26 protein-coding genes are annotated in these 25,837 nt (G+C 41.9%); 9 read left to right on the top strand and 17 right to left on the bottom strand.

Features of this window, described 5'->3' with window-relative positions:
• The first annotated feature begins 20 nt into the window (after positions 1-20).
• Together E5N72_RS02595 and E5N72_RS20580 are read left to right on the top strand one after the other, a co-directional pair.
• On the top strand, positions 21-1,616 hold the full coding sequence (locus E5N72_RS02595; protein ID WP_135923109.1) for a methyl-accepting chemotaxis protein: 1,596 nt from the start codon (positions 21-23) through the stop codon (positions 1,614-1,616).
• Between the two features lie 66 nt (positions 1,617-1,682).
• The gene (locus E5N72_RS20580) at positions 1,683-1,829 is read left to right on the top strand and encodes a hypothetical protein (RefSeq protein ID WP_168246702.1); all 147 of its coding nucleotides are present in this window, start codon (positions 1,683-1,685) and stop codon (positions 1,827-1,829) included.
• 302 nt (positions 1,830-2,131) lie between these two features.
• Here the strand turns inward: E5N72_RS20580 and hemF are convergent, their stop codons facing one another.
• The 6 genes from hemF to E5N72_RS02565 form a co-directional block, all read right to left on the bottom strand.
• The gene (hemF, locus tag E5N72_RS02590) at positions 2,132-3,082 is read right to left on the bottom strand and encodes an oxygen-dependent coproporphyrinogen oxidase (RefSeq protein ID WP_135923108.1); all 951 of its coding nucleotides are present in this window, start codon (positions 3,080-3,082) and stop codon (positions 2,132-2,134) included.
• 2 nt (positions 3,083-3,084) lie between these two features.
• Complete coding sequence (locus tag E5N72_RS02585; protein ID WP_135923107.1) at positions 3,085-3,651, bottom strand: L-threonylcarbamoyladenylate synthase; 567 nt, start codon at positions 3,649-3,651, stop codon at positions 3,085-3,087.
• A gap of 34 nt (positions 3,652-3,685) precedes the next feature.
• Positions 3,686-4,255: a type I DNA topoisomerase gene (locus E5N72_RS02580; protein WP_135923106.1), complete on the bottom strand. Its 570-nt coding sequence runs from the start codon at positions 4,253-4,255 to the stop codon at positions 3,686-3,688.
• 71 nt (positions 4,256-4,326) lie between these two features.
• Positions 4,327-4,800: a DUF494 family protein gene (locus E5N72_RS02575; RefSeq protein WP_130050108.1), complete on the bottom strand. Its 474-nt coding sequence runs from the start codon at positions 4,798-4,800 to the stop codon at positions 4,327-4,329.
• Entirely contained in the window at positions 4,793-5,890 is a 1,098-nt protein-coding gene (gene dprA, locus E5N72_RS02570) for a DNA-processing protein DprA (protein ID WP_135923105.1), read from the bottom strand. The genes E5N72_RS02575 and dprA overlap by 8 nt, the downstream gene beginning before the upstream one ends.
• Before the next feature lie 30 nt (positions 5,891-5,920).
• Positions 5,921-7,039: a LysM peptidoglycan-binding domain-containing protein gene (locus tag E5N72_RS02565; protein ID WP_135923104.1), complete on the bottom strand. Its 1,119-nt coding sequence runs from the start codon at positions 7,037-7,039 to the stop codon at positions 5,921-5,923.
• A 118-nt stretch (positions 7,040-7,157) separates the two neighbouring features.
• On the opposite strand from E5N72_RS02565, the gene def reads away from it, so the two are divergent.
• From def to trkA, 4 genes are read left to right on the top strand one after another with little or no spacing between them, the layout of a single operon-like run.
• Positions 7,158-7,667, top strand: a complete 510-nt coding sequence (def, locus tag E5N72_RS02560) for a peptide deformylase (protein WP_135923103.1) — start codon at positions 7,158-7,160, stop codon at positions 7,665-7,667.
• Positions 7,668-7,687: 20 nt separating this feature from the next.
• On the top strand, positions 7,688-8,641 hold the full coding sequence (gene fmt, locus E5N72_RS02555) for a methionyl-tRNA formyltransferase (RefSeq protein WP_135923102.1): 954 nt from the start codon (positions 7,688-7,690) through the stop codon (positions 8,639-8,641).
• Positions 8,634-9,920: a 16S rRNA (cytosine(967)-C(5))-methyltransferase RsmB gene (gene rsmB, locus E5N72_RS02550; RefSeq protein ID WP_135923101.1), complete on the top strand. Its 1,287-nt coding sequence runs from the start codon at positions 8,634-8,636 to the stop codon at positions 9,918-9,920. Before fmt ends, rsmB begins: the two co-directional genes overlap by 8 nt.
• Positions 9,921-9,933: 13 nt before the next feature.
• Positions 9,934-11,310, top strand: coding sequence for a Trk system potassium transporter TrkA (trkA, locus tag E5N72_RS02545; protein WP_054563775.1), 1,377 nt, complete (start codon positions 9,934-9,936; stop codon positions 11,308-11,310).
• A gap of 84 nt (positions 11,311-11,394) precedes the next feature.
• Here the strand turns inward: trkA and E5N72_RS02540 are convergent, their stop codons facing one another.
• From E5N72_RS02540 to E5N72_RS02500, 9 genes are all read right to left on the bottom strand, one after another.
• Complete coding sequence (locus tag E5N72_RS02540; protein ID WP_135923100.1) at positions 11,395-11,613, bottom strand: EF-hand domain-containing protein; 219 nt, start codon at positions 11,611-11,613, stop codon at positions 11,395-11,397.
• An 87-nt stretch (positions 11,614-11,700) separates the two neighbouring features.
• The gene (locus tag E5N72_RS02535) at positions 11,701-11,916 is read right to left on the bottom strand and encodes a calmodulin (RefSeq protein ID WP_135923099.1); all 216 of its coding nucleotides are present in this window, start codon (positions 11,914-11,916) and stop codon (positions 11,701-11,703) included.
• A gap of 135 nt (positions 11,917-12,051) precedes the next feature.
• Positions 12,052-12,264 (bottom strand): calmodulin, encoded by a 213-nt coding sequence (locus E5N72_RS02530; RefSeq protein ID WP_135923098.1) that lies wholly within the window; start codon positions 12,262-12,264, stop codon positions 12,052-12,054.
• 67 nt (positions 12,265-12,331) lie between these two features.
• Positions 12,332-12,541, bottom strand: a complete 210-nt coding sequence (locus tag E5N72_RS02525; protein WP_135923097.1) for a calmodulin — start codon at positions 12,539-12,541, stop codon at positions 12,332-12,334.
• Between the two features lie 467 nt (positions 12,542-13,008).
• Positions 13,009-13,665, bottom strand: coding sequence for a flagellar brake protein (locus tag E5N72_RS02520; protein ID WP_135923096.1), 657 nt, complete (start codon positions 13,663-13,665; stop codon positions 13,009-13,011).
• Positions 13,666-13,702: 37 nt separating this feature from the next.
• Positions 13,703-15,154: a TrkH family potassium uptake protein gene (locus E5N72_RS02515; protein WP_135923095.1), complete on the bottom strand. Its 1,452-nt coding sequence runs from the start codon at positions 15,152-15,154 to the stop codon at positions 13,703-13,705.
• Positions 15,155-15,251: 97 nt separating this feature from the next.
• The gene (locus tag E5N72_RS02510) at positions 15,252-15,869 is read right to left on the bottom strand and encodes a YigZ family protein (RefSeq protein WP_135923094.1); all 618 of its coding nucleotides are present in this window, start codon (positions 15,867-15,869) and stop codon (positions 15,252-15,254) included.
• 58 nt (positions 15,870-15,927) lie between these two features.
• A complete protein-coding gene (pepQ, locus tag E5N72_RS02505; protein ID WP_135923093.1) occupies positions 15,928-17,250 on the bottom strand; it encodes a Xaa-Pro dipeptidase in 1,323 nt (440 codons plus the stop codon).
• Positions 17,251-17,340: 90 nt separating this feature from the next.
• Positions 17,341-19,227, bottom strand: coding sequence for a transglycosylase SLT domain-containing protein (locus tag E5N72_RS02500; protein ID WP_135923092.1), 1,887 nt, complete (start codon positions 19,225-19,227; stop codon positions 17,341-17,343).
• A 195-nt stretch (positions 19,228-19,422) separates the two neighbouring features.
• Between E5N72_RS02500 and fadB the strand changes: the two genes are divergently transcribed.
• The 3 genes from fadB to tusA all read left to right on the top strand — a co-directional run bounded on the left by fadB (position 19,423) and on the right by tusA (position 23,147).
• Entirely contained in the window at positions 19,423-21,582 is a 2,160-nt protein-coding gene (gene fadB / locus E5N72_RS02495) for a fatty acid oxidation complex subunit alpha FadB (protein ID WP_135923091.1), read from the top strand.
• A gap of 5 nt (positions 21,583-21,587) precedes the next feature.
• Positions 21,588-22,754, top strand: coding sequence for an acetyl-CoA C-acyltransferase FadA (gene fadA / locus E5N72_RS02490; protein WP_054554784.1), 1,167 nt, complete (start codon positions 21,588-21,590; stop codon positions 22,752-22,754).
• A gap of 153 nt (positions 22,755-22,907) precedes the next feature.
• Positions 22,908-23,147, top strand: coding sequence for a sulfurtransferase TusA (tusA, locus tag E5N72_RS02485; RefSeq protein ID WP_054554785.1), 240 nt, complete (start codon positions 22,908-22,910; stop codon positions 23,145-23,147).
• Between the two features lie 101 nt (positions 23,148-23,248).
• On the opposite strand, the gene E5N72_RS02480 is transcribed toward tusA, so the two are convergent.
• Both E5N72_RS02480 and glyS read right to left on the bottom strand, forming a co-directional pair.
• Positions 23,249-23,698, bottom strand: a complete 450-nt coding sequence (locus E5N72_RS02480; RefSeq protein WP_135923090.1) for a hypothetical protein — start codon at positions 23,696-23,698, stop codon at positions 23,249-23,251.
• Between the two features lie 61 nt (positions 23,699-23,759).
• The gene (glyS, locus tag E5N72_RS02475) at positions 23,760-25,829 is read right to left on the bottom strand and encodes a glycine--tRNA ligase subunit beta (RefSeq protein WP_135923089.1); all 2,070 of its coding nucleotides are present in this window, start codon (positions 25,827-25,829) and stop codon (positions 23,760-23,762) included.
• Positions 25,830-25,837: the final 8 nt, after the last annotated feature.

Raw genomic sequence — 25,837 nt, 5'->3', positions numbered from 1 at the left:
TTTAGAAAAAGCGTCGTTGAATGAAGTCTATCCAATTTAAAATTTATGCCTTGCTGGCTGTAACCGGGCTATTGGTTTTATTTGCCAGTATATTTAGTAGCGCCCAGCAACAACATGAATTAGCACAAGATACTGTTGAAAATAACATAAAGCTGCTTGCCGATAATTACTTTGACTCCATTAATACCATGATGCTGACTGGCACTATGGCTAACCGCGAAATTCTGAGTACTAAATTAAGAAGCCACCCTAATATTGAAGATGCCCATATCATACGTAGTCCGATCGTTAATAAAATTTATGGCCCCGGTAATGCAAACCAAGTAGCTGTGAATGATGCTGAGCGTCAAGCATTAACAGGCAATGAAGCACTTTTTATTGACCAAGATACAAGCACGATGACTTACCTTAAACCGATGTTTGCCAGAAGTGACTATAAAGGTACTAACTGTTTGGGGTGTCACCAAGCACAAGAAGGTGATGTATTAGGTGTAGTAAAAATTAGTTATTCGTTGGCTGATATTGAACAAGAAGTTTCAAAAAACACGTTAATGAACACGCTGCTATTAACGGCGATTTTCATTACTGCATTTACACTGCTGGCGGTGATGTTTAGAAAAATATTTATCAAACGCTTAAAAGTCATTAGCCATACCATGCATTTGGCAACGACCAATAAAGATCTAAGCCTAAAAATTGATGACAACAATAACGACGAGCTTAGTTCACTTGCCACCAGCTTTAATCACATGATTGGTGCATTTAAAGATAATATTGCCCAAGTTTCCCACTCTTCTAAGGTGTTGATCCACTCTGCCGAAAGCATTTATGCCTCCGCGGATGCAACAGAGCAGGCGATTTTAAAGCAAAAGCAAGGTACAGACTCAGTAGCAGCTGCCATTAATGAGCTCGAAAGCTCATCAAGCGAAGTTAAAAATACGACACATTTTGCGTCTGAGAAGTCTGAGCACAGTAATCAGCTTGCACAGCAAAGCTTACACGTTGCTGAGCATACAGAGCAAAGTATTAATCAACTTGCGGCTGATGTGAGAGCGGCAGCTGATCAAGTAACTCAACTACAAACCCAAACGCTAGACGTTGGCAAAGTACTTGAGGTGATCAGTAGTATTGCCGAACAAACTAACTTACTTGCACTTAATGCTGCGATTGAGGCGGCTCGTGCTGGTGAAGCTGGCCGTGGCTTTGCTGTGGTAGCTGACGAAGTGCGCACTCTTGCAACTCGCACTCATGACTCTACGGATGAAATTCGCCGCACTATCGACAAACTGCAAAGTGAAGCTGCGCAAACCGTTAATACGATGAATAACTCTTGTGAAGAAGCTGACGAGAGAGCAGTTCAAGTTAAGCAGGTTGCAAAAGCATTACGTGATATTTCTTCACAAATGAGCGAGATAAACCAACTTAACGTACAAATTGCTGATGCCACTGAACAGCAAAACCTTGCAGCTGAAGAAATTAACCAAAGCGTTATTGCAATCAGTGATAATGCCGAGCATTCATTGGTTGATGCGCATGAAAACCAAAAGGTCAGTGAAGAGCTGTTGTCGTTAGCACGCTCACTGGATGAACAAGTGAGACGCTTTAAATTAAGCTAAATTGCGAGTTTTTCATGCAACTGCTAGAGTTGTTATGAATATTTCATAGTAAATAAGGATGTTTAAATGAAATTTATAACAACTCTTTTAGTCTGCATTGGGGTTATTGCGGCACTACTGTTTACCTATCAGCACAGCGTAAACGATTCCTCAGTTCAAATAAGCACTATTGATGAATATATTTATCATGATGATATTCAACAGATTGCTTAATCACTGCTTAGCCAGGGTAAAACATCACTAAGTGATAAACATGAACAAAGCATTGTTGATGGTTTTGAAAAGCTTATTCAGCATCCTGAGTATTATGAAGTAAAACTCGACTTTTATGCCTGTGATATAAACCAATGTCTAACGCAAATCAGTGCTCCCATCAATACTCCTAAAGAAGAGTTAGAGATTTTAAAAGCTGAGGTGTTATTTAGCGTATTACCAGAGCTGCCGAGTAGCGAACGGGTCGTCACCCTCGTCGAAGGTGACAACACAATGTTGATTAGAGTGGTTTCAATATTTGATTAAAGCTGCCACTGACGTGCAACTAGGTCTGACTCTTGCGTATTTAACCAATCTTGTGGGCGTAAATAGTACTGATACAGCTTAGCCTCAGGGCTGTCTGCAGCTGGCACATAGTTATATTCCCAACGTGCCAATGGTGGCATCGACATTAAGATAGACTCAGTACGTCCACCTGTTTGTAAGCCAAATAATGTTCCGCGGTCCCAAACAAGGTTAAACTCAACATAACGACCACGACGATACAGTTGGAAGTCGCGTTGTTGCTCAGTTGTTGGTGTGTCTTTGCGGCGTTCAATAATGGGTAGGTAAGCATCTAAATAACCATTTCCTACCGCTTGCATAAAGGCAAAGCTTTGCTCAAAGCCAAGCTCATTTAAATCATCAAAGAATAAGCCACCAACACCACGAGTTTCACCACGGTGTTTTAAATAAAAGTAATCATCACACCACGTTTTATATTTGTCGTAAACCTCTGTACCAAATGGCTGACATAAATCGCTTGCCACCTGATGCCAGTGTTGTACATCTTCAAATACAGGGTAATAAGGGGTTAAATCAAAACCGCCACCAAACCACCAAATTGGCTCTTCGCCTTCTTTTTCGGCAATGAAGAATCGTACGTTAGCATGGCTAGTCGGAATATGAGGGTTATTAGGGTGGATCACTAATGACACACCACACGCATGAAAACTACGACCAGCGAGCTCAGGACGATGTGCTGTTGCAGAGGCTGGCATTGAAGCACCAAACACATGCGAATAGTTTACCCCGCCCTGTTCAATGACATTGCCACCTTGGATAACACGAGTACGGCCACCACCGCCTTCTGCACGTTGCCAATTATCTTCAACAAACTTTGCTTTGCCATCGGCACTTTCAAGGCCCTGACAAATTGTGTCTTGTAAGGCCATTAAATAGGTTTTAACTTGTTCGAGTAGCTCGCTTTGCATGTTTATCCTCTAAATACTTTGCCGGTCGCTGCGTCTTTGATCACGCTTGGTTGAGTGTTACCGCCGAGGGGCTCATCTACGTAGAAGTCAACCATATCAGTAAACTCTGCTTTTGCCTGTTCAATACTCATAACTGTAGGCTGGCCAGTTAAATTTGCACTTGTAGAAACAAGCGGTTTACCAAATTGTTGGCACAGGGCTTTTACTGTTGGATGATCAGTTACACGTACCGCAATAGTATCAAACTGACCTGTTAACCACTTTGGCGTTTCTTTTGCTGCTGGCATCACCCAGGTAATCGCACCTGGCCATTGCGAGAATATATCTGCACGCTTATCCATTGGGATTTTGGCATCATCAACATACTTTAATAACTGACCATAGTTATCAGCAATTAAAATTAAGCCTTTTTCAACTGGGCGCTGTTTAATAGCTAATAGCTTTTCAACCGCAGCTTGATCATCAGGATCGCAACCAAGACCAAATACAGCTTCGGTTGGATATACAATTACACCGCCTTGTTGTAAAGCATCAATAGCACTGGCAGGTTGTGCAACAGGTTCAGACAACGGAACTCTCCTCAATATGCGAATAACAAGTGTATTAAGATTCAACTAACTTATGCATACACGACTTCTGCGGGCATTGTAGCACAACACCTGAGGCAGTTTTCTTTTCAGTCATAATTGGCCATTGGCAAGCTGGGCAAGGCTTTGCAACGGGTTTATGATTTAATGTGTATTTACAGCGTGGATAGCAATCACAAGAATAAAAGGTTTTGCCAAACTTATTACTACGCGCAACGAGTTGGCCTTTTTTACACTTTGGGCATGCTGGCAATACTGGTGCATCATCGGGCTCTTCATCATGAGCAATATAATGACAATCTGGATAGCCTGTGCAGCCTATAAACATGCCATAGCGACCATTTTTAATTACCAATGGCTTACCACACTCAGGACAGGCACTGTCTTCAAGGACTTTTATCTGTTGGCTATCATGATGTGCTAATGGGCGAATGTAGTCACACTTTGGGTAACTGGCACAGCCTAAAAACGGTCCTGACTTTGAGTTGCGCATAACCAACTCAGAACCGCATTTAGGGCAAACCTCATACTCTTTTTCTAATGCATGTTTATCTGCAGAAAAAAGAGAATGGTCGATTTTACTCATAAGATTCCTGTGGGGTTGGCTAATTTTCGCCTAATATACCCAAACTCAACAAAGATACAAGCAAAGTCTACTCAGTGTAAGACGTCTGCTGGTTCGTCAAATATTAAGTCTTCCATTTGCGCATAAGCTTGCTCTGAACCTGGCACATTAAATAGCACCATTAACACTACCCACTTTAGATCTTCCAAAGAGATGTATGGCTTATCTAGAGCGCAAAGTCTATCAATGACCATTTCTCGAGTAACGGTGTTGATCACACCAATTTGCTCTATAAACATTAAAAATCCACGACACTCAACGCTCAGCATTTGACACTCACTATCAGTGTAAATACGCATTGCATGCTGCGGCTGTGCATTTAGATACGGATATATATCACTTTGTTGCAGATCAGCTAGCTGCTCTAACCAATCAAGTGCTTTGTAAATTTCGGGCTTATTAAAACCTGCACGAACTAACTCATCAGTAAGCTCGTTCTCTTCTGTAAAGATTTCAGCTTCGCTATGAATGTAGTTTTCAAAAAGATACATGAGGATGTCAAACATATTTATGTCCTCCAAGTCTTATATAACCGTCTAGCACTCGCTCAACTTTATCGGCAAGTTCTAGGTCAAGCAACCGAGCTTGTACTTCATCGACTGGTAATTGGCTACGCTGCGTTATTTGATCAACGCTTGTGACCTCATACCCGATACTGTTGAAGACAGGACAGTTAGGCTCATTTGCACTAGGCTGTTCTATACTATATAGACTGTTTTCACAGAAAAAGCTCACTTCATCAAGAATATCACTTATATTTTCTGTGAGTTTAGCTCCTTGCTTAATCAAAAAGTGGCTCGCTTCAGACAAAGGACTTTTAATTGATCCCGGTACTGCAAAGACTTCTTTATTTTGCTCTAACGCATAGCGTACGGTAACAAGTGAACCACTTTTTATCTGCGCCTCTACTATAAGTACACCTAAAGAAAGGCCGGAGATAATACGGTTTCGACGTGGAAAATTAGTAGCACTAGCTGCCGTGCCAGGTAAGAACTCCGACACTAATAAACCACGTTCAGCCACCTGTTTAATCAACAATTTATTTCGTTTGGGGTAGGCAATATCAATTCCTGTTCCAAGCACAGCAATTGTGTTGCCGGTACCAGCTAATGCACCTTTATGCGCCGCACTATCAATACCCATAGCCATTCCAGAGGTAATTGTCATGCCAGCCAGTGAAAGTTGATGAGCAAACTCTGCGGCTATTTCAAGGCCTATTGGTGTAGCATTACGGCTACCAACAATAGCTATTTGCGGTGACAGCAGTAGATCCGTGTTACCTAAGCAAAACAGTAATAAAGGTGCACTCGCTATTTGTTTAAGTAACGGCGGATAATCGTCATCAAAGTAACTCACAACCTTAATTTGCAACTGCTCAATTTGTGTTTCATGGTGAGCCACTAACTGCCAGTCAGTATTTACTAAATTATCAGCTTGCGCCTGCGATAAACCAAGCTGCTGTAACTGTAGGCTAGTGAGTGAAAATAACTCACCAAGCGGATGCTTTTGACTTAATGCTATAAGGCTTTTGATCCCTAGGCCTTTACATAAATAAAAGGCAAGCCAATGGGATAGCTTGCCTGAAACCTGTACCATGCTCCCTCCTTAGAGCCTCCAGATTGTGAGTTAGTTTAGAACTGCATAATCCCCAACTCGAATTGGATGCTGGTTTTTTACTATTAATGCGTAGCTAACGTTGTCATATACTTTAAACACCATTAACTCACCCACTTTTTCCTTTGGCATATGCCATACATTACTGTCTTCATCGCTTTCAATACCAAAAAACTCATTTGTATCTGAAATTAGTTTTTCAAGACTACTAGAGTCTTCGCGATAACGTGGCCCCTCTCGACCATCAAAAACTTCTGGTGATTGGCGCTGAATATCTAGCACAAAACCCGGTTCAACTTTATCGGCGCCCAAGTTTAGAACCACAATATCCATGGTACTAAATTCACGCAACTCATTGGCTGACGCGATAATCGTGCCATTCATTGTGGTATCTGGGCGTTTCATAGTGAAGTATGCAGGTAACATTTGCCCTTCCATTGCGGGCATCAAGAAATCGTGTGGTTTTATTTCTTGTTTAACTAACTCAACTTTAACTGAGGCAGGCACCCCATTAGCAACATCTCCACTTCTGAATGCGCGTACAATAGCAACTAACTCAGCTTTGTGTGCCAAAACGTCTTTAGATTCAGGATCAACCAACTTATCACCTTGGCGGTACACACCATATGCCTCGTTAAGATGCAGATCGCCTTTAACATATAAAACATGCCCCATGGTGTTCATTTTTGTATTGACGCTAGCACCAAGCACATATGGCTGTTCGGCGATACCATCTGTACTAATAGCTTGCTGATAAGTGAGGTATGGACGCAACAACTCAAGCGGTAATGTAGGGACGGCTTGCTTACCTTTCGGCGTAATTCGCCCTTCAGGAGACAGCTTTTTATAGCGTGCATTTTTAACCAAACGAGGATTACCATCTTTATCGTAAATTAAAGAAAGCGCATCTCCCGGATAAATAAGGTGAGGATTCGCGATTTGCGGATTCATTTGCCACAAATCAGGCCATTGCCATGGCTGGTCAAGATACACACCTGAAATATCCCAAAGTGTATCACCTTTCTTTACAATATATTGTTTTGGAGCGTCTTTTTTGATCGTTAACACATCAGCAGCTGCTGGAAAAGCACAGCTAATGGCTAGCAAAGCCGCAACTAGTGAGTATCTCATTTGGCTTCCTTGAGTTGTTTTTTGATTATTATCAACCAAAACCTGTTAAAGGTGAACACGAATGGCTAAAATAAGAGCATACAATACCCTAAATGAATCACAAGTGTAAAAGGTAACTATGGCTAGGTTAGAAGTTTTGAGATTTCCGGATGAGCGTTTACGTACAATCGCGAAAGAAGTACCAGAAGTAAACGATGAAGTTCGTCAAATTGTCAAAGACATGCTTGAAACAATGTATGACGAAAACGGTATCGGCTTAGCTGCAACGCAAGTAGATATCCACCAGCGAATTGTGGTGATCGATGTATCAGAAGAGCGCGACCAACCGTTAGTATTAATTAACCCAGAAATCACCAAGAAAGATGGCTCAACGGTAAGTGAAGAAGGCTGTTTGTCAGTGCCTTATTCATATGCAAAAGTTGACCGCGCAGAAACAGTAACTGTAAAAGCGCTAAATGAAAATGGTGAAGAGTTCAGCCTAGATGCTGACGAGCTATTAGCTATTTGTATTCAGCACGAGCTTGATCACCTTAAAGGCACCCTATTTATTGATTATCTATCGCCTTTAAAGCGCCAACGTATCCGTAAAAAGCTTGAAAAAGAAGCAAAGCTGGCTGCAAAACAATAAGTTAATCAATAGGAATTTCTGTGACACAACCATTACGCATTATTTTTGCTGGTACGCCAGATTTTGCTGCGCGCCATTTACAAGCATTGATCGACTCAGAGCACGACGTTGTTGGTGTTTATAGCCAACCTGATCGCCCTGCAGGCCGCGGTAAAAAGCTTAAAGCCAGTGAAGTTAAAGAGCTAGCACTTGCTCATAACTTACCTGTATTTCAACCGCAATCGTTAAAATCAGCTGAAGCGCTTGCAGAGCTTACAAGCCTAAACGCAGACATCATGATTGTGGTGGCATACGGCTTATTATTACCAAAAGCAATTTTAGACGCGCCACGCTTAGGCTGTTTAAATGTGCATGGTTCTATTTTACCGCGCTGGCGTGGTGCAGCACCGATTCAACGTGCTATTTGGGCTGGCGATAATGAAACCGGTGTAACAATAATGCAAATGGATGAAGGCTTAGATACCGGTGACATGCTGCACATCAGCCGCTGCCCGATTGATAGCACAGAAACCAGTAGCTCTTTATACGATAAGCTGGCTGCGCTTGGTCCAGATGCACTGATCAGCACGATTAATCGTCTTGCTGCGGGTGAAATCACAGCAGAAAAGCAAGATGACGCACAGGCAAATTACGCCAAGAAGCTTTCAAAAGACGAAGCTAATATTGATTGGTCAATGGATGCTGCGCAAATTGAGCGTAATATCCGTGCCTTTAACCCTTGGCCAGTTTGCTTTACCGAAATGGCAGGGCAAACAGTTAAGATTTGGCAAGCTGAAGTGGTAACACAAACTGCACAGGCAGGTAAAATCATTGCTGCTGATAAGCAAGGTATTACCGTTGGCTGTGGGCAAGATGCACTTAAAATCACCCTCCTTCAACCGCAAGGTAAAAAGCCAATGGCAGTGAGCGATTTCTTAAATGGCCGCAGTGATTGGGTTGAACCGGGTACAACATTAGGCCAAAACAATGAGTAATGTAAGAGCACTCGCTGCTGAGACTCTCTATAACGTAGTTGATAAAGGTGCATCATTAAATCAAGAGCTACCTTTTGCCAGCCAAGGTTTATCGCCTAAAGACAAGGCCCTTTTACAACAAATTTGCTACGGAGTGCTGCGCTATTTACCTAGTTTAGAGAATTATTGCCAGCAACTTTTAGATCAACCCTTAAAAGGTAAACGCCGTATTTTCCAGTTCTTGTTGTATGTGGGTATTTACCAACTTCAACATATGCGTGTGCCGCCTCATGCGGCTATTAGCGAAACAGTAAATGCACTTCAGCAAATGCGCGCACTGGGTTTAAAAGGCCTGATCAACGCGATTTTACGTAGTTTCCAACGTGAACAAGCAGAGCTTGAAGAAAAAGCGCAGCAAATTCCTGTTTGCAAATTTAACCACCCAGGTTGGTTTATCAAACAACTAACTGCGGCTTACCCTGACAACTGGCAAGAGATCCTTGAAGCCAACCAACAACAAGCACCTATGTGGTTACGTGTAAACCAAGCGCAATACAGCACTCAAGAATACAGCGAGATGCTTAAAGCCAATGATATTGAGCACACCTTAAATCCTGACTTTCCTGATGGAATTAAACTCGCAAAACCGTGTGATGTATACGCACTGCCAGAATTTGATACCGGTGCCTGCTCAGTGCAAGATGCGGCAGCTCAGTTAGCGGCACGTTTTCTTGAGCCACAAAATGATGATGTTATTTTAGATGCGTGCGCGGCCCCTGGTGGCAAAACCTGCCATATTCTAGAGCTTGCCGATGCCGACGTATTAGCACTTGATAGCGATAGCGAACGTCTTGAACGCGTTAAACAAAATCTAGTACGCATTGGTTTAACTGCCGATCTACAATGTGCTGATGCTTCACAACCACATATTTGGTGGGATGAGCAGCAATTCGATCGTATATTACTTGATGTGCCTTGCTCAGCAACAGGTGTTATTCGTCGTCATCCTGATATTAAGTGGTTACGACGCGCATCTGATATTGAAGATCTGGCAAATTTACAAGGCGATATCCTCAATAGCATCTGGCCACTACTTAAGCCTGGTGGTACGTTAGTTTACGCGACCTGCTCTGTATTACCGCAAGAGAACCAGCAACAAGTTGCTAAGTTCCTTGCTAATAATCAAAGTGCTGAACATGTACCTCTGCATGAAAACGACACCCCTACTTTACCTGGTCTGCAATTATTGCCTGGTGAAAGTGACGGTTTCTACTATGCAAAGCTAGTTAAAAAACACTAATTAAGAACACGCTATGAAAATAATCATACTCGGTGCCGGACAAGTTGGTGGCACATTGGCAGAAAACCTCGTTGGTGAGCAAAATGAGATCACCGTTGTCGATATCGACGGTAACCGTTTGCGAGAGTTACAAGATAAGTACGACTTACAAGGTGTTACTGGCCACAGTGCGCATCCCGATGTATTGCGCCGTGCAGGTGCAGAAGACGCCGATATGATTATTGCCGTAACCAGTTCTGACGAAGTGAACATGGTCGCTTGCCAAGTCGCTTATAGTATTTTTAACACCCCAACCAAAATAGCCCGAATTCGCTCAGAGCAATACTTAAAGTATCGCGAAAAGCTATTCCATAACGATGACTTACCTGTTGATCACTATATTGCGCCTGAAGCGTTGGTTACTAAGTATATTCGTCGCTTAATCGATTATCCGGGCGCTTTACAGGTATTACAATTTGCCGATGGCATGTTATCGCTAGTTGCGGTGAAAGCGTATTACGGCGGTTTACTGGTTGGTTATGCTCTTTCAGCCTTGAAAGAACACATTCCGAATGTCGAAACTCGCGTAGCGGCTATTTATCGTCAAGGTAAAGCAATTAAACCGCTTGGCACAACCGTTATCGAAGCGGACGATGAAGTGTTCTTTATCGCTGCAACCAAGCATATTCGAGCGGTAATGAATGAGCTGCAAAAGCTCGAACGTTCATACAAAAAGATCATGATTGCCGGTGGTGGTAACATCGGTGCAGGACTTGCTCGTTCACTCGAGAAAAATCACAGTGTTAAATTACTTGAGCGCAATAAAGAGCGAGCTGCGCAGTTATCCGAAATGCTTGATAACACCGTGGTGTTTTGTGGCGATGCCTCTGATCAAGAGCTGTTATCAGAAGAACATATCGAGCAGGTTGATGTGTTCATTGCGGTAACTAACGACGATGAAGCAAATATTATGTCTGCGATGCTGGCAAAGCGTATGGGCGCACAAAAGACCATGGTGCTTATTCAGCGTGGTGCTTATGTCGACTTAGTACAAGGTGGTGAAATTGATATTGCTATTTCGCCTCAGCAAGCAACCATCTCGGCGCTGCTAACACACGTTCGTCGTGGTGACATCGTTAATGTTTATTCGTTACGTAAAGGCGCAGCAGAAGCCATTGAAGCGGTTGCTCATGGTGATGAGCATACTTCTAAAGTTGTTGGCCGAGCAATTGCTGATATCAAACTACCCGCAGGTACGACTATTGGCGCAATAGTACGTAACGACGACGTACTGATTGCTCATGACGATACGGTTATTCAGTCTGGTGACCACGTAATCATGTTCTTGATTGATAAAAAGCACATTACGGTTGTTGAAAAGCTGTTCCAAGTAAGTGCTATCTTCTTGTAAGTAAAAGCTTATAAACGAAAAAAGCAGCCATCACAGCTGCTTTACGACTCTTGAAGTGAAAGTACCTAACTTTTCTAAAAGATTCTATTGGATTTGAGCGAACTCTTCTTTTGATAGTTCGCCATTACCATCGCTGTCTAGCTCTGGGAATAACTTTTCAAGCTGTGTATTTGCAGATGCTTCTTCTTTACTGATCACACCATCGCCGTCAGTATCAAATGTTGCAAAGCTTACGCCCTGTGCAAAAGCTGCTGATGATGTTGCTAATGCTAAAATTGCGATTGTTGTGCTTAACTGTTTCATAATAACTACCTCAAAATTTGAAAAGAGTGAAATCCGTTTCTGAGATCCCTGTTTAGTGGAAACTGGTATAACTGCGTATTAGTTCAGTTATTCGGCTTTAGAAAACTCTGCTTCAGTAAGAACGCCGTCGCCATCAACATCTAATGTTTTGAACTGCGACATGATGTTTGCATCAACGGCCGCTTCGCTTTTGCTGATCACGCCGTTACCGTCTACATCTAAGGTATCAAAGTCTGTTGCTGCAAATGCTGCCGATGAAGATACAAGTGCAATAAGTGCTAAGGTTTTATTAACTGTTTTCATAATCATATTCCTTCAATATTAAGTGTTAGCTGATCGCACTTCCGGTATTGTCCTTTTTCATGGATTCCCTTATCCATTTAGGCTGTCTTTGGCAGCACAGAACTGATCAGCTAAGTAAACTGTTATTTAATTGCATTAAGCTTTTGAGAACTCTTGTTTCGATAACTCGCCGTTACCGTCAGTGTCTAGTTCACTGAATTTGCTCATTAACTCTGCATCAACAGACGCTTCGCTTTGGCTGATTACACCATCGCCATCAACGTCTAGGGTATCGAAATCACTCATCGCAAATGCTGCTGATGAAGATACTAGTGCCATAAGTGCAAGTGTTTTATTTACTGTGTTCATAATGTCATTCCTTCAAAGTGTGTTGTCTGAGTTAGAAAGTCCTTTTCAGTGTGTCCTTACAATGAAATTAAGCTTTTGAATACTCTTCTTTAGAAAGCTCACCGTTACCATCTGTATCTAGCTCTTTAAATTGACTCATTAGTGCTTCGCTTACAGATGCTTCACTTTTGCTAATAGCGCCATCACCATTAACATCTAATGTGTCAAAATCTGCAGCAAACGCTGCTGAAGATGTTGCTAGAGCTACCAGTGCTAAAGTTTTATGTAATGTTTTCATAATCACTATTCCTTCAATGTTGTCTCAACTTTGATAAAGGATATATTCCTGAATCAGTTTTTCTCTGTGTTCGCTAGGACTATTTCAACTTCGATGCCAATGTTTAAAAAGCCATAAAAATCAACAACTTTCACGTTAAAGCATGGTTTTTAATAAAAATTAGTCGATTTTTTTGTTGCTATTTTGCAACAGAGTGAATTGTAGTTTTTTTACATCATTTAAAATCAATAACTTACAAGATTTAAAATGGAGACAGTGGGTGTAATACAGGATCAGAAAAGCAAATTTTTCTGAGTTTGAATATAAACTCAATCTGAACGAAGAAATTAAAATAAAAAAACGAAAATAAAAACCACATTCAAAATATTGATTTTTAATGTAAATTTAAATTTATTATGAATTAATTTAGGTGTTGGCAGGATAAAAACATGAAAAGTCGCCACTTTGTTGCAAAATGGCGACTTCTGCTATTTTTCAAGTACAGACAAGTCGATTAAATGTTCTTTCATAAAGCCTTTCATTTCATCTTTACTCGAATCTAACTGAATACCTAAAATAAAACCTGCCGCTCTTTTACGTACTCGACATACAGTGCCATTAAACTCCCGTTTACTTAGCACAACCTTACACTCTTGCCCTTTGAGCTGGCTCAAGTCTTCTTTACTGTCGATATCAAACTGCACGCCAGTGAGAGAAATATCTTTAATGAGGCCTTCGAGTGTTTGCTCTTTGATCAGTAAGTTTGCAGAAAATAGTGTGGGAATTCGCGTTTCACTTCTTAAACTATAAAGCTGCACTTGCTGTGGAAAGTTTAGAAAAATTAAGCGATGAGGATGCGATGAAATTGCACTAACCTGCTGACGAAACGCAATGACTTGACCACCACCCGTCTCAAGTACAGCACGTATTATAATCATTACAGCATCTTTAATGTATTCATGTGCATTCGCTATCCGCTTTATAGATGGGTAATTTAAGATTATATATTGATCATTTAACAAACCAATAAACTCTGTTTTTACGCGTTTACTATCAGTTGGTGTGGTGATTTCAATATCAACCAAACTACCAGCAGGAATGCAGCCCAGTTTTTCAAGATTAATTTGTTTTTGTGTCTTCGGCATTGTTTCGCCTCCACTAACAGAAAATCACATACTCGTTTTATCCACGCCAGAAGGTTGGAGTAAATAACACTAACAAGGTAAATATTTCTAGACGACCAAACACCATAGCTATCGTTAATAGCCATTTGGCTGAATCTGAAATGGCACCATAATGCGCAGCAACTTCACCTAACCCAGGGCCTAAGTTATTTAGACACGCGGCCGTTGCAGAGAATGCACTTATGTTGTCCATCCCCGTCCCCATCAATGCCAGCATGATGATCACAAACACCAAAGCATAGGCAGAAAAGAACCCCCAAACGGCTTCGACTACTTTATCGGGCAACGCTTTTCGGCCCAGTTTAATAGAGTAAATAGCCCTAGGATGCACAAGTCGATTTAGCTCGCGAATACCTTGTAAATAAAGTAAGAACACACGTACTACTTTCATGCCGCCGCCAGTAGAACCTGCACAGCCACCAATAAAGCTTGAAAAGATAAGTAGAATAGGTAAAAACAAAGGCCATGCCGAAAAATTATCGGTAGCAAAGCCCGCGGTGGTACTCATTGATACCGCTTGGAACATAGCTTGGTCGAGAGTCTCATCACCATCGGCATAAATGTTATTCGATGACAATACCGTAAAACAGACAATCACCAACGCTAATTGAATGAGTAAGAACACTTTAAATTCAGGGTCACGTAAATAAACACGAATACTGCGTGATGATACCGCCGCATAGTGAAGTGAGAAGTTAATTGCTGCAATAAGCAAAAACACCACACAAATAAAATTAATGACAGGGCTATCAAACTGCCCCATTGACGCGTCATAAGTAGAAAAGCCACCAATCGCAATAGTAGAGAACGCATGACAAATCGCATCAAACCAATCCATACCCGCAGCCCAGTACGCTAAAGTACAGGCAATTGTTAGCGATACATAAATATACCAAAGATGCTTTGCTGTATCGGCAATACGCGGCGTCATTTTAGAGTCTTTAACAGGTCCTGGGGTTTCTGCACGATATAACTGCATACCACCGACCCCTAGCATAGGCAGTACCGCGACCGCGAGTACGATGATCCCCATACCACCTAACCACTGCAATTGTTGGCGATAAAAGAGTACAGACTTAGGCAGGTATTCAATTCCGGTTAGTACCGTAGCACCTGTGGTTGTTAGCCCTGAAAAGGCTTCAAATACGGAATCAGCCAAGGAGAGGTTGGGCTCTTGTAAGAACACTAAAGGCACTGCTGCGAAGGTACCTAGTACCAGCCAGAACAAAACCACAATCAAGAAGCCTTCTCGGGCTTTTAGATCACCATGCTCATGACGGTTCGGATAGTAAGCCGCTAAACCAATCACAACACTAAAGATGAAAGCAAGAACGAATGGCACACCACCACCGTCTTTATAAATTAAAGACACCAGTGCCGGAGGCACCATGGTGATACTAAATAGTGCCACAAGTTGGCCGAGAATTTTAATTATGGTACGAAATTGCATCGAGGCGTATCGCTTTCTTATTTAATTGATTTAGCTAATACAGTTTATTGTCTTATAGGCTTAATTGTAAGTAAACGGAATGTATTATTTTTACATTTCAAACTTTTCTGAGTTTTAGCACCACTGCTCCATGAGTAAGCTCATGCACATCATTAATGGCTTGCTCAGCTTGCCGACTATCAATCTCTATTTGCCAAGTAATGTTTTCAGCAAATTGCTTATCAATATTAAGCACTTGATATTTACTTTTTAGTAACTGCTCTATTGCCCCTTGTGCGCTGTAGTCGCTGTGGCCAATTAACTCAATACTCGGAACTTTCGTGATGGTTTTAAGCTCACGCATAGCATTATTTAAACTACCGCCATAAGCACGTACTAGACCGCCTGTACCAAGCTTAATACCACCAAAATAACGTGTTACTACCGCCGTTATTTCACCGATACCCGATCCAGTTAACACATTAAGCATGGGCTTACCGGCAGTGCCATTTGGCTCTCCATCATCCGAAAAACCATAAACGTGACTACCACCTGGGTTGCCTGCAACATGCGCCCAACAATTATGTCGTGCATCACTGTATTTATCTTGGATTTCTTTAATAAAGGCTTTTGCAGCCGCTAGATCTGGGGTGTGAGCAATATGCACAATAAAGGTGCTTTTTTTAATTTCTTCTTGGTAAAAAACCGGCTCAGCCGGATATTGATATTCAGACATAATTGTTTATCTAAAAAAATGGGGCCAAGCGGCCCCGACATTCACTAACATGTAACGATTAATCTAAGTGTAGATCACGGGTCATGTTTTCTAAGCTATCTTCATGAACGATAATGTTATCTTCAATACGGATACCGCCAAATGGCTTGAACTCTTCAACTTTTTCCCAGTTAATAAATTGCTTGTTATCAGTTTGCGCAAGGTCACCAAGTAATGATTCGATGAAGTATAAACCTGGTTCAATTGTAAACACTTGGTTCTTCTCGATTAAACGAGTACAACGAAGGAAAGGATGGCCCTCTGGCGGTGCCTGATGCGTCCCCTTATCATCGGCCATAAAGCCGCCCATATCATGAACTTGCAAGCCTAAATGATGACCAAGACCATGTGGGAAGAAGGTTGAAGTAATACCACGCTCAACAATCTCAGCAGCTGGTAACTTCACAATATTAAAGTCGCTCAGTACTTGTGCTACACGTTGATGACAATCTAAATGCAGTTCGCCATATAACAAACCTGGCTTTAAAGACTTACCTAAAGCAATTTGATGTTCAGTCATTACCTTGATTAAGTCACTAAATTCGCCTGACTTTTTAAAATCATAGGTACGCGTGATGTCTGCCGCATAACCATTAAAGTTAGCACCCGCATCAATTAAGAAAGAACGATGGCTTTGCGGTGCTTGAGGCTCAAAATGGGTGTAATGCAAAATCGCACAGTTTTCATTAAGCGCAACAATATTGCCGTATGGCATTTCGTTTTCACTCTGACGCGTTGCCATGAGATAAGCTTGCTGAATATCAAACTCTGAACCACCAGCAAAGAAAGTATCGCGTGCTGCTTTGTGACCCTCTACTGCGATACGGTTGGCTTGACGCAAACACTCAAGTTCGTATTGCGTTTTATAAGCACGATTGTAATGCAAGTAGTTCATTACTGGCTCAGGGTTCATAATACTAAAGCCCAGCGCCTGAGCAACCTCTAAATATTCACCGATATAGGCAAATTTAGCCTTGTCGTAAGGAAGCAGTTTCTCTACCTGATCTGGCTGAACTAACAATTCAATATCAAAATACTCAGCCCAAAAATCACGAGGCTCATCGGGTACCTTGTGCCAAAAATCAACAGGACGATAAAAGATTAATTTAGGTTTTGCTGTACCATCCACCACAATCCAGCAGTGTGGATTATCAATCACCGGTAACCAGGCTTTAAATTGTGGATTCACTTTAAACGGATAATACATGTCATCTAAAAACTGGCGCTTAGCTTGACCTGAGTGAATCACCAACCCTTCTAAACCTTCACGCTCTGTAATAGTTCGAGTACGCTGTTGTAAGGTTGCAATGTGTTCGGCGTATAACACCGCTAATTTATCCATAGTAAACCCATTTTAGTAAATTTAACTTGTTGTCAGTCTATCATAGTCGGCTATATCCCCCAACAGAGGCAATTTAGCAACATATATAAACTAACCACCCATAGTCATATCAAGAATTGGCGCCAATACATTACCATCTCGACCAAGACGCGTATGGTATACCTGCCTATACGCAAAAACATTTTTTACATAGTTGCGCGTTTCTGTGTAAGGAATTAACTCTATCCATAACTCTGCTGGCATTGCTTGCTCAGGTATCCAGCGCTTAATTCTATGATAACCCGCATTATAAGAAGCCGTAGCTAAGATCTCATTGCCATGATTTTTCTTTTTCAAATACTGTAGATATTGACTGCCTAAACGAATATTTGTTCGCGGTTGATATAACTGTTTTCGAGATACAGCGCTTTTATTCATATATTTCGCTGTACTTGGTAACAATTGCATCAAACCGTAAGCATTGGCATGAGAGCGAGCATCAGGAGCAAACGAACTTTCACGTCGTGAAATTGCAATACTCCACGCAACATCTATATGACTGCGATTACTGTAGTTTTCAAAAATATTTTTAAAGGCAAATGGAAAGCGCAGCTCGACATAATCCCATTCTTTTATTTGTGCCAAGGTATAAATAGTGCTGTCATACCAGTCAAGCTCTGCCGCGAGCATAGAAGCCGCGAGCTTTTCTTCTTTGGTTGATGTATCTGTTAAATAATTCCACTCACGACGCGCAGATGTGAAACGTTCAAGCTCATAAAGCGCTCGAGCCCGTTTAAAACCAGGTGCATTTGCAACCTCAAGCTTGAGTTGATCACTTACTTGTAATCCTTTGTTATTTAAGCTTACAGGGATACCTAACCGAGCAGATGCTAAAAACCCATAATAATCACGCTCTTTTGCCACTGTTTGCCAAATGGCACGAGCTCGTTCGACTTCGCCACGCTGATTTAAGCTATATGCCAACCAATATTGCTGCCCTAAACTTAAATTTTCTTTACCGGTAAAAAAGGCAGCGATCCCTGACCAATCTTGTCTTTCAAGCATGTTAGCGAGCTGCCATTGCATAAGTTTACTTGTTTGCCGCTCTTTCGGTACTTTGTTAAGCCAAAAACGCGCTTGATTATGACCACTTGAAGCGAGCGATAAAGCAAAGCTGTAATACACATCCGCTTTTTGTTCATCCGTATAGGTGAACATTTTATCGAGTTTTTCCCACGCCCTTAGTGCTAAATCTTTATCTCGCCAAACTAAACGCTTCACACCATAAAGTGCTATTTGTCCCTCTTTGGCTGTTTTATTTTTAAATCGATATAAGCCAGCTGATGCACTTGGGTCTCTTCGCACTGTTAAATATAAATCAGCTAAATATTGTTCATTGCGAGGAAGCAAGGTTTTTAAATAAGGAATTAAACTTGCTGATCCACCTTCAGCCGCTAATGTAATGCGTTGCCAAACTCGTTGCTGAGTTTGGTAGCCTTTTTTCTTCCATAAGGAAAAAAGCTGATCACATTCTTTCGGTTGTGAATCTCCCACCACCCATAAATCAGTCACCTGATTCATAATAGCTTTTTCGGGTGCACCCAACTCTAATTGAAAACTCAAGTATGGGCAGGTCAGTTCGTTATTACTGGTTTCTCGATAATTACGAATATACGCTGCTTTTTTATTATTCAGTCTTAAGTACTCAAGCCACGTTTTTCGCACAGGCCATTCTAAAGGCGTATTTTGATAAACGTTTAAAAAGTTTTCGATTTCAGTTTGATGCTTAAGGCTTGGGTTACGCTGCCAATAAGCCATTTCAACATAAGGCTTTAATGGGTGATTAAGCCCATTTGCCGCCTCTTTCATGTCTTGATAATCACCGTAACGGGCCTTTTTTTCTGCTTTTAAGAAAGCGTCATGTTTATCGTTGGCGTCGGCTGCAAAAAAAGGAAAAAGTAATGCGGCAGCCGTCCAACCAAGGAGTTGTTTTTTCATGATGACCTTTAACAAAAATTAAAGAATAACTAACAATAAAGTTCCACTACACCTTAGCATCAAACCAGCTATATTTTAATCAATCGCGATAAAGCGTAGTAATTTTTTCGTTGCATTTTCATTTTAAAGCAAGCACACTGATTGAAATGCAAACTCATCGTACCAGTCTTAGTTAATAAACTAGGGAGAATAATAATGTTATATAAAAGCGATTCATTTGAAGTTGCTTTCATCAAGGACAACATCGCCGAGTTTAAGTTCTGTGCTGACGGCTCAGTAAACAAACTTTCGCAGCAAACCTTGCAAGATTGCGCTTTAGCATTAAAAGAATTGGCAACAAACTCAGATATCAAAGGCATGGTGTTCACCAGCGATAAAGATCATTTCATTATCGGCGCCGACATTTTCGAATTTTTACCTACTTTCACTAAACCTCAAGAAGAACTTGTTGCATGGATCAAAAATGCAACTGACGTTTTTGACGCTATTGAAGATTTACCTTTCCCAACGTTAAGTGCTGTAAACGGCATGGCACTTGGTGGTGGATGTGAGTGGGCACTTGCTACCGATTATCGCGTTGCTAGCTCTAACGCTAAAATCGGCCTACCTGAAGTGAAATTAGGCATTATGCCTGGTTTTGGTGGTACAGTTCGCCTTCCGCGCCTTATTGGTGCTGATAATGCGATGACGTGGATCACCACAGGCAAAGAAAACCGTGCTGAAGATGCCTTAAAAGTAGGTGCATTTGACGCGGTAGTTAGTGCTGACAAACTTTTAGAGTCAAGTATTGCAACACTTGAGCAAGCCATCGCAGGTAAGCTAGATTGGCAAGCAAAACGACAAGTAAAATTACAGCCACTTAAAATGAACCGTGTTGAGCAAGGTATGAGCTTTGCGATGGCTGAAGGCATGGTAATGGGTCAGACAAAAGGTCATTACCCAGCACCTGTTATGGCTGTAAAAACAATCAAAGCTGCTGCAAACTGTGAACGCGCTGAAGCAATGGCTATTGAAAACGCTAACTTTGCTAAACTTGCAGCAACAAGCGAAGCTGCCGCGCAAACCGGTATTTTCTTAGCTGACCAATACATTAAAGGTAAAGCGAAGAAGCAAGCTAAGCACAGTGAGCTTGAAATTAAACAAGCTGCTGTATTAGGTGCAGGTATTATGGGCGGCGGTATTGCATATCAGTCTGCTTATAAAGGCACACCTATTATCATGAAAGACATCAACCAAGATGCTCTTGATTTAGGTATGGGCGAAGCATCTAAGCTACTTGGTAAAAAAGTACAACGTGGCCACATGACGATGGATAAGATGGTTGCTACTTTAGGTAAAATCAAACCAACGCTAAACGATGCAGACCTACAAAGTGCTGATATCGTTGTTGAAGCGGTTGTTGAAAACCCTAAAGTTAAGCAAGCCGTTCTTGCTGGTCTTGAAAAAGACTTACCTGCGGGCACTATCCTAACTTCAAACACATCAACTATTCGTATTGATGAGTTAGCGTCTGCTCTTGAAAAACCAGAAAACTTCTGCGGTATGCACTTCTTTAACCCAGTGCCAAAAATGCCATTAGTAGAAATCATTCGTGGTGAAAAAACATTAGAAGCAACAATTAATGCCGTTGTTGATTACGCATTAAAACTTGGTAAATCACCAATTGTTGTAAACGACTGCCCTGGTTTCTTTGTAAACCGCGTGCTATTCCCTTACTTTGCAGGCTTCAGCAAACTAGTTGTTGAAGGTGCTGACTTCGCAAAAGTTGATAAAGTGATGGAAAACGTATTTGGCTGGCCTATGGGTCCTGCTTATCTGCTTGATGTTGTGGGTATCGATACAGCTTACCACTGCACTGGCGTAATGGCTGACGGCTTCCCTGAGCGTATGGCTCGTCAAGACAAAGACCCAGTAACTGTATTTGCAAACGAAAAACGTTTTGGTCAGAAAAATGGCGCTGGTTTCTACCAATATGCACCTGACCGTCGCGGTCGTCTTAAAAAATCGCAAGATGCAACAGCAACTGAGCTACTAAGTGCTATCACTGATGCACCTAAAGATTTTGATAAACAAGAAATCATCGACCGTTGTATGGTACCTATGATCAACGAAGTGCTACTTTGTTTACAAGAAGGTATCGTAGCGTCACCACAAGAAGCTGATATGGCGCTAATTTACGGCATTGGTTTCCCTCCATTTAGAGGCGGTGCATTCCGTTACTTAGATCAAACTGGTTTAGCGAACTTTGTTGCAACAGCAGACAAGTACGCTCACTTAGGTGCGATTTACCAAGTATCAGATGAAACTCGCAAGTGGGCCGAAGAAGGCCGTGTATTCTATAAGGTGGAAGGATAAGAAACATGAATAATCCAGTAATCGTAGATTGTATCCGCACACCAATGGGTCGTTCAAAGAACGGCGTATTCAAAAACAAGCGTGCGGAAGATTTAAGTGCTCACTTAATGAAAGGTTTGTTAGACCGTAACCCAGCCGTTGATCCAGCATCAATTGATGATATTTACTGGGGCTGTGTACAACAAACTTTAGAGCAAGGCTTTAACATTGCTCGTAACGCAGCACTACTAGCCGGTATCCCACACTCAGTACCAGCAGTAACAGTTAACCGTTTATGTGGTTCATCAATGCAAGCATTACACGATGCGGCACGTGCAATTATGACTGGCGCTGGTGATACCTACATCATTGGTGGGGTTGAGCACATGGGTCACGTACCTATGACTCACGGTAATGATTTTCACCCAGGTTTATCAACGTCTGTAGCACAAGCTGCTGGCGTAATGGGTTTAACTGCCGAATACCTTGCTACGCTGCACGGCATTAGCCGCGAGCAACAAGACGAATTTGCTTACCGTTCACACCAACGTGCACACGCAGCAACTGTTGAAGGTCGTTTCCGTCGTGAAATCCTGCCAATGGAAGGTCACGATGCAGATGGTTCTTTAATCTTAGTTGAAGACGATGAAGTAATCCGCCCAGAGACAACTGTTGAAGGCTTATCGCAACTACGCCCTGTATTCAATCCAGCATCAGGCAGCGTAACGGCAGGTACTTCTTCTGCACTTTCTGACGGCGCGTCAGCAATGCTTGTAATGAGCGAAGAGAAAGCAAAAGAACTTGGTTTACCTATTCGTGCGCGTATTAAATCAATGGCTGTTGCAGGTTGCGATCCATCAATCATGGGTTACGGCCCAGTTCCTGCATCGCAAAAAGCACTTCAACAAGCAGGTATCACTATTGACGATATCGATGTTGCAGAGCTTAACGAAGCATTCGCAGCACAATCTCTACCAGTGTTAAAAGACCTAGGTCTGATGGATGTGGTAGATGAAAAAGTTAACCTAAATGGTGGTGCAATTGCACTTGGTCACCCACTTGGTTGTTCTGGTTCACGTATTAGCACAACGCTTGTTCACCTAATGGAAGACAAGAACGCTAAATACGGTCTAGCAACTATGTGTATTGGTTTAGGCCAAGGTATTGCAACTGTATTTGAGCGCGTAGAATAACGAGCTCACACCAAACATCTTGGTGATAAAAAGGCGCACTGATTTGCTCAGTGCGCCTTTTTTATTTGCTTTGCTTTCGCTTATTGAAACTGGCGGCAATAGAAAGTTAAAATAGCCGCTTAATAATCGTCTCTTTCACCTAAAAGGTCAGCCATGAGTTTTGATAATCCCGATCACCAATTAGATGCACTTGGCCTACGTTGTCCAGAACCTGTGATGATGGTGCGTGGCGCAGTACGAAAAATGAAAGATGGCGAAACTTTACTTATTATCGCCGACGACCCATCAACCACCCGCGATATCCCAAGTTTTTGTACTTTTATGGATCACACACTTGTGGCAAAAGATGTAGAGCAAGCACCGTATCGATACTTAGTGAAGAAAGGGTTGTAACAACGAGTTTCGAGTTAATCAATTAAAATTAAAAGTGAGCATTTATCAATATTAAACGCTCACTCGATCGGCTTAAAACTGACAGCTGAAAGCACATAGCTTTACTTTCGAGTTACTGTCACTTTTGGTTGATTACTATTGCGGTAATCAAAGCTCACTACATACACACCTTTTGCAGCGGGTTTAAAGCTGAAATAATTGTAGATGGTATTACAGTCAGCATTTGCAGCTTGGCCTAAAACCAATGATTGCCCTGCTGGGTCCATATCACTGTAACCACAGTTGTAGCCTTCACTAAAGTCAGCATCCGCTACTTTGAATTCATACACCTTACCAGGTGTTGAAAACTTTACTTCGGTTTGAAATATGCCCGGTGCAACTTGCTCTAATTGATACTGCGGCTCCGCATCCCACAAGGTAAAATCACCACGTAAGTACATAGTACGGTCAAGCTCTTTACTTGGCAGAATATCGTCAATGCTTGGCATTTGCATTTGGCTAGAACAGGCTGTTAATAAGCCCGCTAATGCTAAAGTAATTACACGTTTCATTACTGTTCCTTTTGCTACAAAAAAGCCAGCACTGAGCTGGCTTTTATTAATTAACTACTGCTTACTTCTGAAGTACAGAAATATCAGCAATATCTAAAAACAGACGGCTTAGTTGGCTTAACAATGCTAAACGGTTTTGCTTAACCGCTTCGTCATCGGCCATTACCATAACGTTATCGAAGAAGTTATCAACACTCTCACGGATACCCGCAAGTTGTGACAATGCTTCTTGGTAATCGCCATTTGCATATAAAGGTGCAAGCTCAGTTGCAAACTTAGCAACGTGTGACGCTAATACTTTTTCTGCATCATCGCTTAATAGGCTCTCATTCACATCACCCTGTGTTGTGATGTCATTTTTAGCCAAGATGTTGCTTACTCGTTTATTTGCTGCTGCAAGCGCTTCTGCTGCGTCTAATGTACGGAAGTGACTTACCGCTTTAACACGGCGGTCGAAATCAACTGGTTTAGTTGGGCGACGTGCTAGCACTGCTTGAATGACATCAACTTCGATACCTTCATCTTGATACCATGCGCGGAAACGACCTAGCATAAACTCAAACACATCTGTTGATACGTTTAGGTTCGTTAGCTTTTCACCGAATAGCGTTTGTGATTTAGCAACAAGGTCTAAGATATCTAGCGGTAATGATTTTTCAACCATGATGCGTAATGCACCAATTGCTGCACGGCGAAGTGCAAATGGGTCTTTGTCGCCTTTTGGTGCTTGACCAATACCAAAAATACCCACCAGCGTATCAAACTTATCAGCAATAGCTACCGCACAGCTGATCACATTTGTTGGTAAGTTATCACCCGCGAAGCGAGGCATATATTGTTCGTTTTGCGCGAGTGCAACTTCTTCAGCTTCACCGTCGTGACGAGCGTAATGCATACCCATTACACCTTGTACGTCGGTAAACTCCATAACCATTTCAGTCATTAAGTCTGTCTTACTTAATAAACCTGCTCGCTTAGCCAGCTCGGCATCAGCACCTAATTGCTCAGCAATGTAACCTGCAAGTTCACTAATACGCTCAGATTTGTCTTTCAGCGTACCAAGTTGCTTTTGGAATAAAACAGTATCTAGAGACTCTAAGCGACTCTCTAGCGTTTTCTTCTTATCTGTTTCGTAGAAGAACTGCGCATCCGCTAAACGAGGACGAACAACTTTTTCGTTACCCGCAATTACTACGCTTGGATCTTTACTTTCGATATTAGAAACAAATAGGAACTTGTTAAGTAAGTTGCCATCTTGGTCTAATAACGGGAAGTACTTTTGATCGTCCTTCATAGTATAAATAAGCGCTTCAGAAGGAACGTCTAAGAATGCTTCTTCGAATGTTGCTGTTAGTGTTACAGGCCATTCAACCAACGATGTTACTTCTTCAAGTAAGTCTTCATCCATCGCTACTTTTGCATTTACAGCTGCAGCTGCTGCTTCAATCTGTTCACGAATTTGTGCTTTACGCGCTTCGAAGTCAGCAACAACATACGCAGATTTCAGAACATCAAACACATCATCAGCGTGGTTGATTGTTACTTTTTCTGGATGATGGAAACGGTGCCCTTGTAATTGGTTACCAACTTGCTTACCAAGGATCTCACCTTCGATTAGCGTGCTACCAAATAAAATAGTCGCTGTGTGTACAGGACGAATGAATTGCGTTTTACTCGCACCCCAACGCATTGGTTTAGGGATAGGTAATTTTGCAAGTGCCTTGTTTACAGCATCGCTCATAAGCGAAGTTGTTGCTTGACCTTCAACCTGTGCTTTATGTAATAACCAAGCACCTTTATCTGTTTCAATCGTTTCTGCATCGCTTACATCGATACCACAACCACGTGCCCAACCCATTGCTGCTTTAGTTGGGTTTCCATCGGCATCAAAAGCGGCAGCTACTGCAGGACCACGCTTTTCAACTACTTTGTCACTTTGCTTTGCTTCAAGTGCTGTTACACGTAAACCTAAACGACGTGGAGATGCGTACCAGTTAACACCTTGATGTGCTAATTCTAAGCTTGCAAGTTCTGCTGTTAAGTTCTCAGCAAATGACTCAGCAAGTTTACGAAGTGCTTTCGGTGGCAACTCTTCAGTGCCAATTTCTACTAATAAATTTTCTGCTGACATGCTAATTC

Origin of the sequence: Pseudoalteromonas sp. MEBiC 03607, from assembly GCF_004792295.1 — a bacterium.
Lineage (GTDB): Bacteria > Pseudomonadota > Gammaproteobacteria > Enterobacterales > Alteromonadaceae > Pseudoalteromonas > Pseudoalteromonas lipolytica_C.
This window is presented reverse-complemented; position numbering and strand designations above follow the sequence as displayed.

What these genes read in the sequence shown, in the direction of transcription:
- E5N72_RS02535 (WP_135923099.1), bottom strand. Translation starts at nt 11,916, where the DNA reads ATGAAAACAGTTAATAAAACCTTAGCACTTATTGCACTTGTATCTTCA.
- E5N72_RS02515 (WP_135923095.1), bottom strand. Translation starts at nt 15,154, where the DNA reads ATGCAATTTCGTACCATAATTAAAATTCTCGGCCAACTTGTGGCACTA.
- pepQ (WP_135923093.1), bottom strand. Translation starts at nt 17,250, where the DNA reads ATGGATAAATTAGCGGTGTTATACGCCGAACACATTGCAACCTTACAA.
- E5N72_RS02510 (WP_135923094.1), bottom strand. Translation starts at nt 15,869, where the DNA reads ATGTCTGAATATCAATATCCGGCTGAGCCGGTTTTTTACCAAGAAGAA.
- rsmB (WP_135923101.1), top strand. Translation starts at nt 8,634, where the DNA reads ATGAGTAATGTAAGAGCACTCGCTGCTGAGACTCTCTATAACGTAGTT.
- fadA (WP_054554784.1), top strand. Translation starts at nt 21,588, where the DNA reads ATGAATAATCCAGTAATCGTAGATTGTATCCGCACACCAATGGGTCGT.
- E5N72_RS02595 (WP_135923109.1), top strand. Translation starts at nt 21, where the DNA reads ATGAAGTCTATCCAATTTAAAATTTATGCCTTGCTGGCTGTAACCGGG.
- E5N72_RS20580 (WP_168246702.1), top strand. Translation starts at nt 1,683, where the DNA reads ATGAAATTTATAACAACTCTTTTAGTCTGCATTGGGGTTATTGCGGCA.
- E5N72_RS02520 (WP_135923096.1), bottom strand. Translation starts at nt 13,665, where the DNA reads ATGCCGAAGACACAAAAACAAATTAATCTTGAAAAACTGGGCTGCATT.
- def (WP_135923103.1), top strand. Translation starts at nt 7,158, where the DNA reads ATGGCTAGGTTAGAAGTTTTGAGATTTCCGGATGAGCGTTTACGTACA.
- E5N72_RS02525 (WP_135923097.1), bottom strand. Translation starts at nt 12,541, where the DNA reads ATGAAAACATTACATAAAACTTTAGCACTGGTAGCTCTAGCAACATCT.
- E5N72_RS02580 (WP_135923106.1), bottom strand. Translation starts at nt 4,255, where the DNA reads ATGAGTAAAATCGACCATTCTCTTTTTTCTGCAGATAAACATGCATTA.
- trkA (WP_054563775.1), top strand. Translation starts at nt 9,934, where the DNA reads ATGAAAATAATCATACTCGGTGCCGGACAAGTTGGTGGCACATTGGCA.
- E5N72_RS02540 (WP_135923100.1), bottom strand. Translation starts at nt 11,613, where the DNA reads ATGAAACAGTTAAGCACAACAATCGCAATTTTAGCATTAGCAACATCA.
- E5N72_RS02480 (WP_135923090.1), bottom strand. Translation starts at nt 23,698, where the DNA reads ATGAAACGTGTAATTACTTTAGCATTAGCGGGCTTATTAACAGCCTGT.
- hemF (WP_135923108.1), bottom strand. Translation starts at nt 3,082, where the DNA reads ATGCAAAGCGAGCTACTCGAACAAGTTAAAACCTATTTAATGGCCTTA.
- tusA (WP_054554785.1), top strand. Translation starts at nt 22,908, where the DNA reads ATGAGTTTTGATAATCCCGATCACCAATTAGATGCACTTGGCCTACGT.
- dprA (WP_135923105.1), bottom strand. Translation starts at nt 5,890, where the DNA reads ATGGTACAGGTTTCAGGCAAGCTATCCCATTGGCTTGCCTTTTATTTA.
- fadB (WP_135923091.1), top strand. Translation starts at nt 19,423, where the DNA reads ATGTTATATAAAAGCGATTCATTTGAAGTTGCTTTCATCAAGGACAAC.
- E5N72_RS02530 (WP_135923098.1), bottom strand. Translation starts at nt 12,264, where the DNA reads ATGAACACAGTAAATAAAACACTTGCACTTATGGCACTAGTATCTTCA.
- E5N72_RS02575 (WP_130050108.1), bottom strand. Translation starts at nt 4,800, where the DNA reads ATGTTTGACATCCTCATGTATCTTTTTGAAAACTACATTCATAGCGAA.
- E5N72_RS02500 (WP_135923092.1), bottom strand. Translation starts at nt 19,227, where the DNA reads ATGAAAAAACAACTCCTTGGTTGGACGGCTGCCGCATTACTTTTTCCT.
- glyS (WP_135923089.1), bottom strand. Translation starts at nt 25,829, where the DNA reads ATGTCAGCAGAAAATTTATTAGTAGAAATTGGCACTGAAGAGTTGCCA.
- E5N72_RS02565 (WP_135923104.1), bottom strand. Translation starts at nt 7,039, where the DNA reads ATGAGATACTCACTAGTTGCGGCTTTGCTAGCCATTAGCTGTGCTTTT.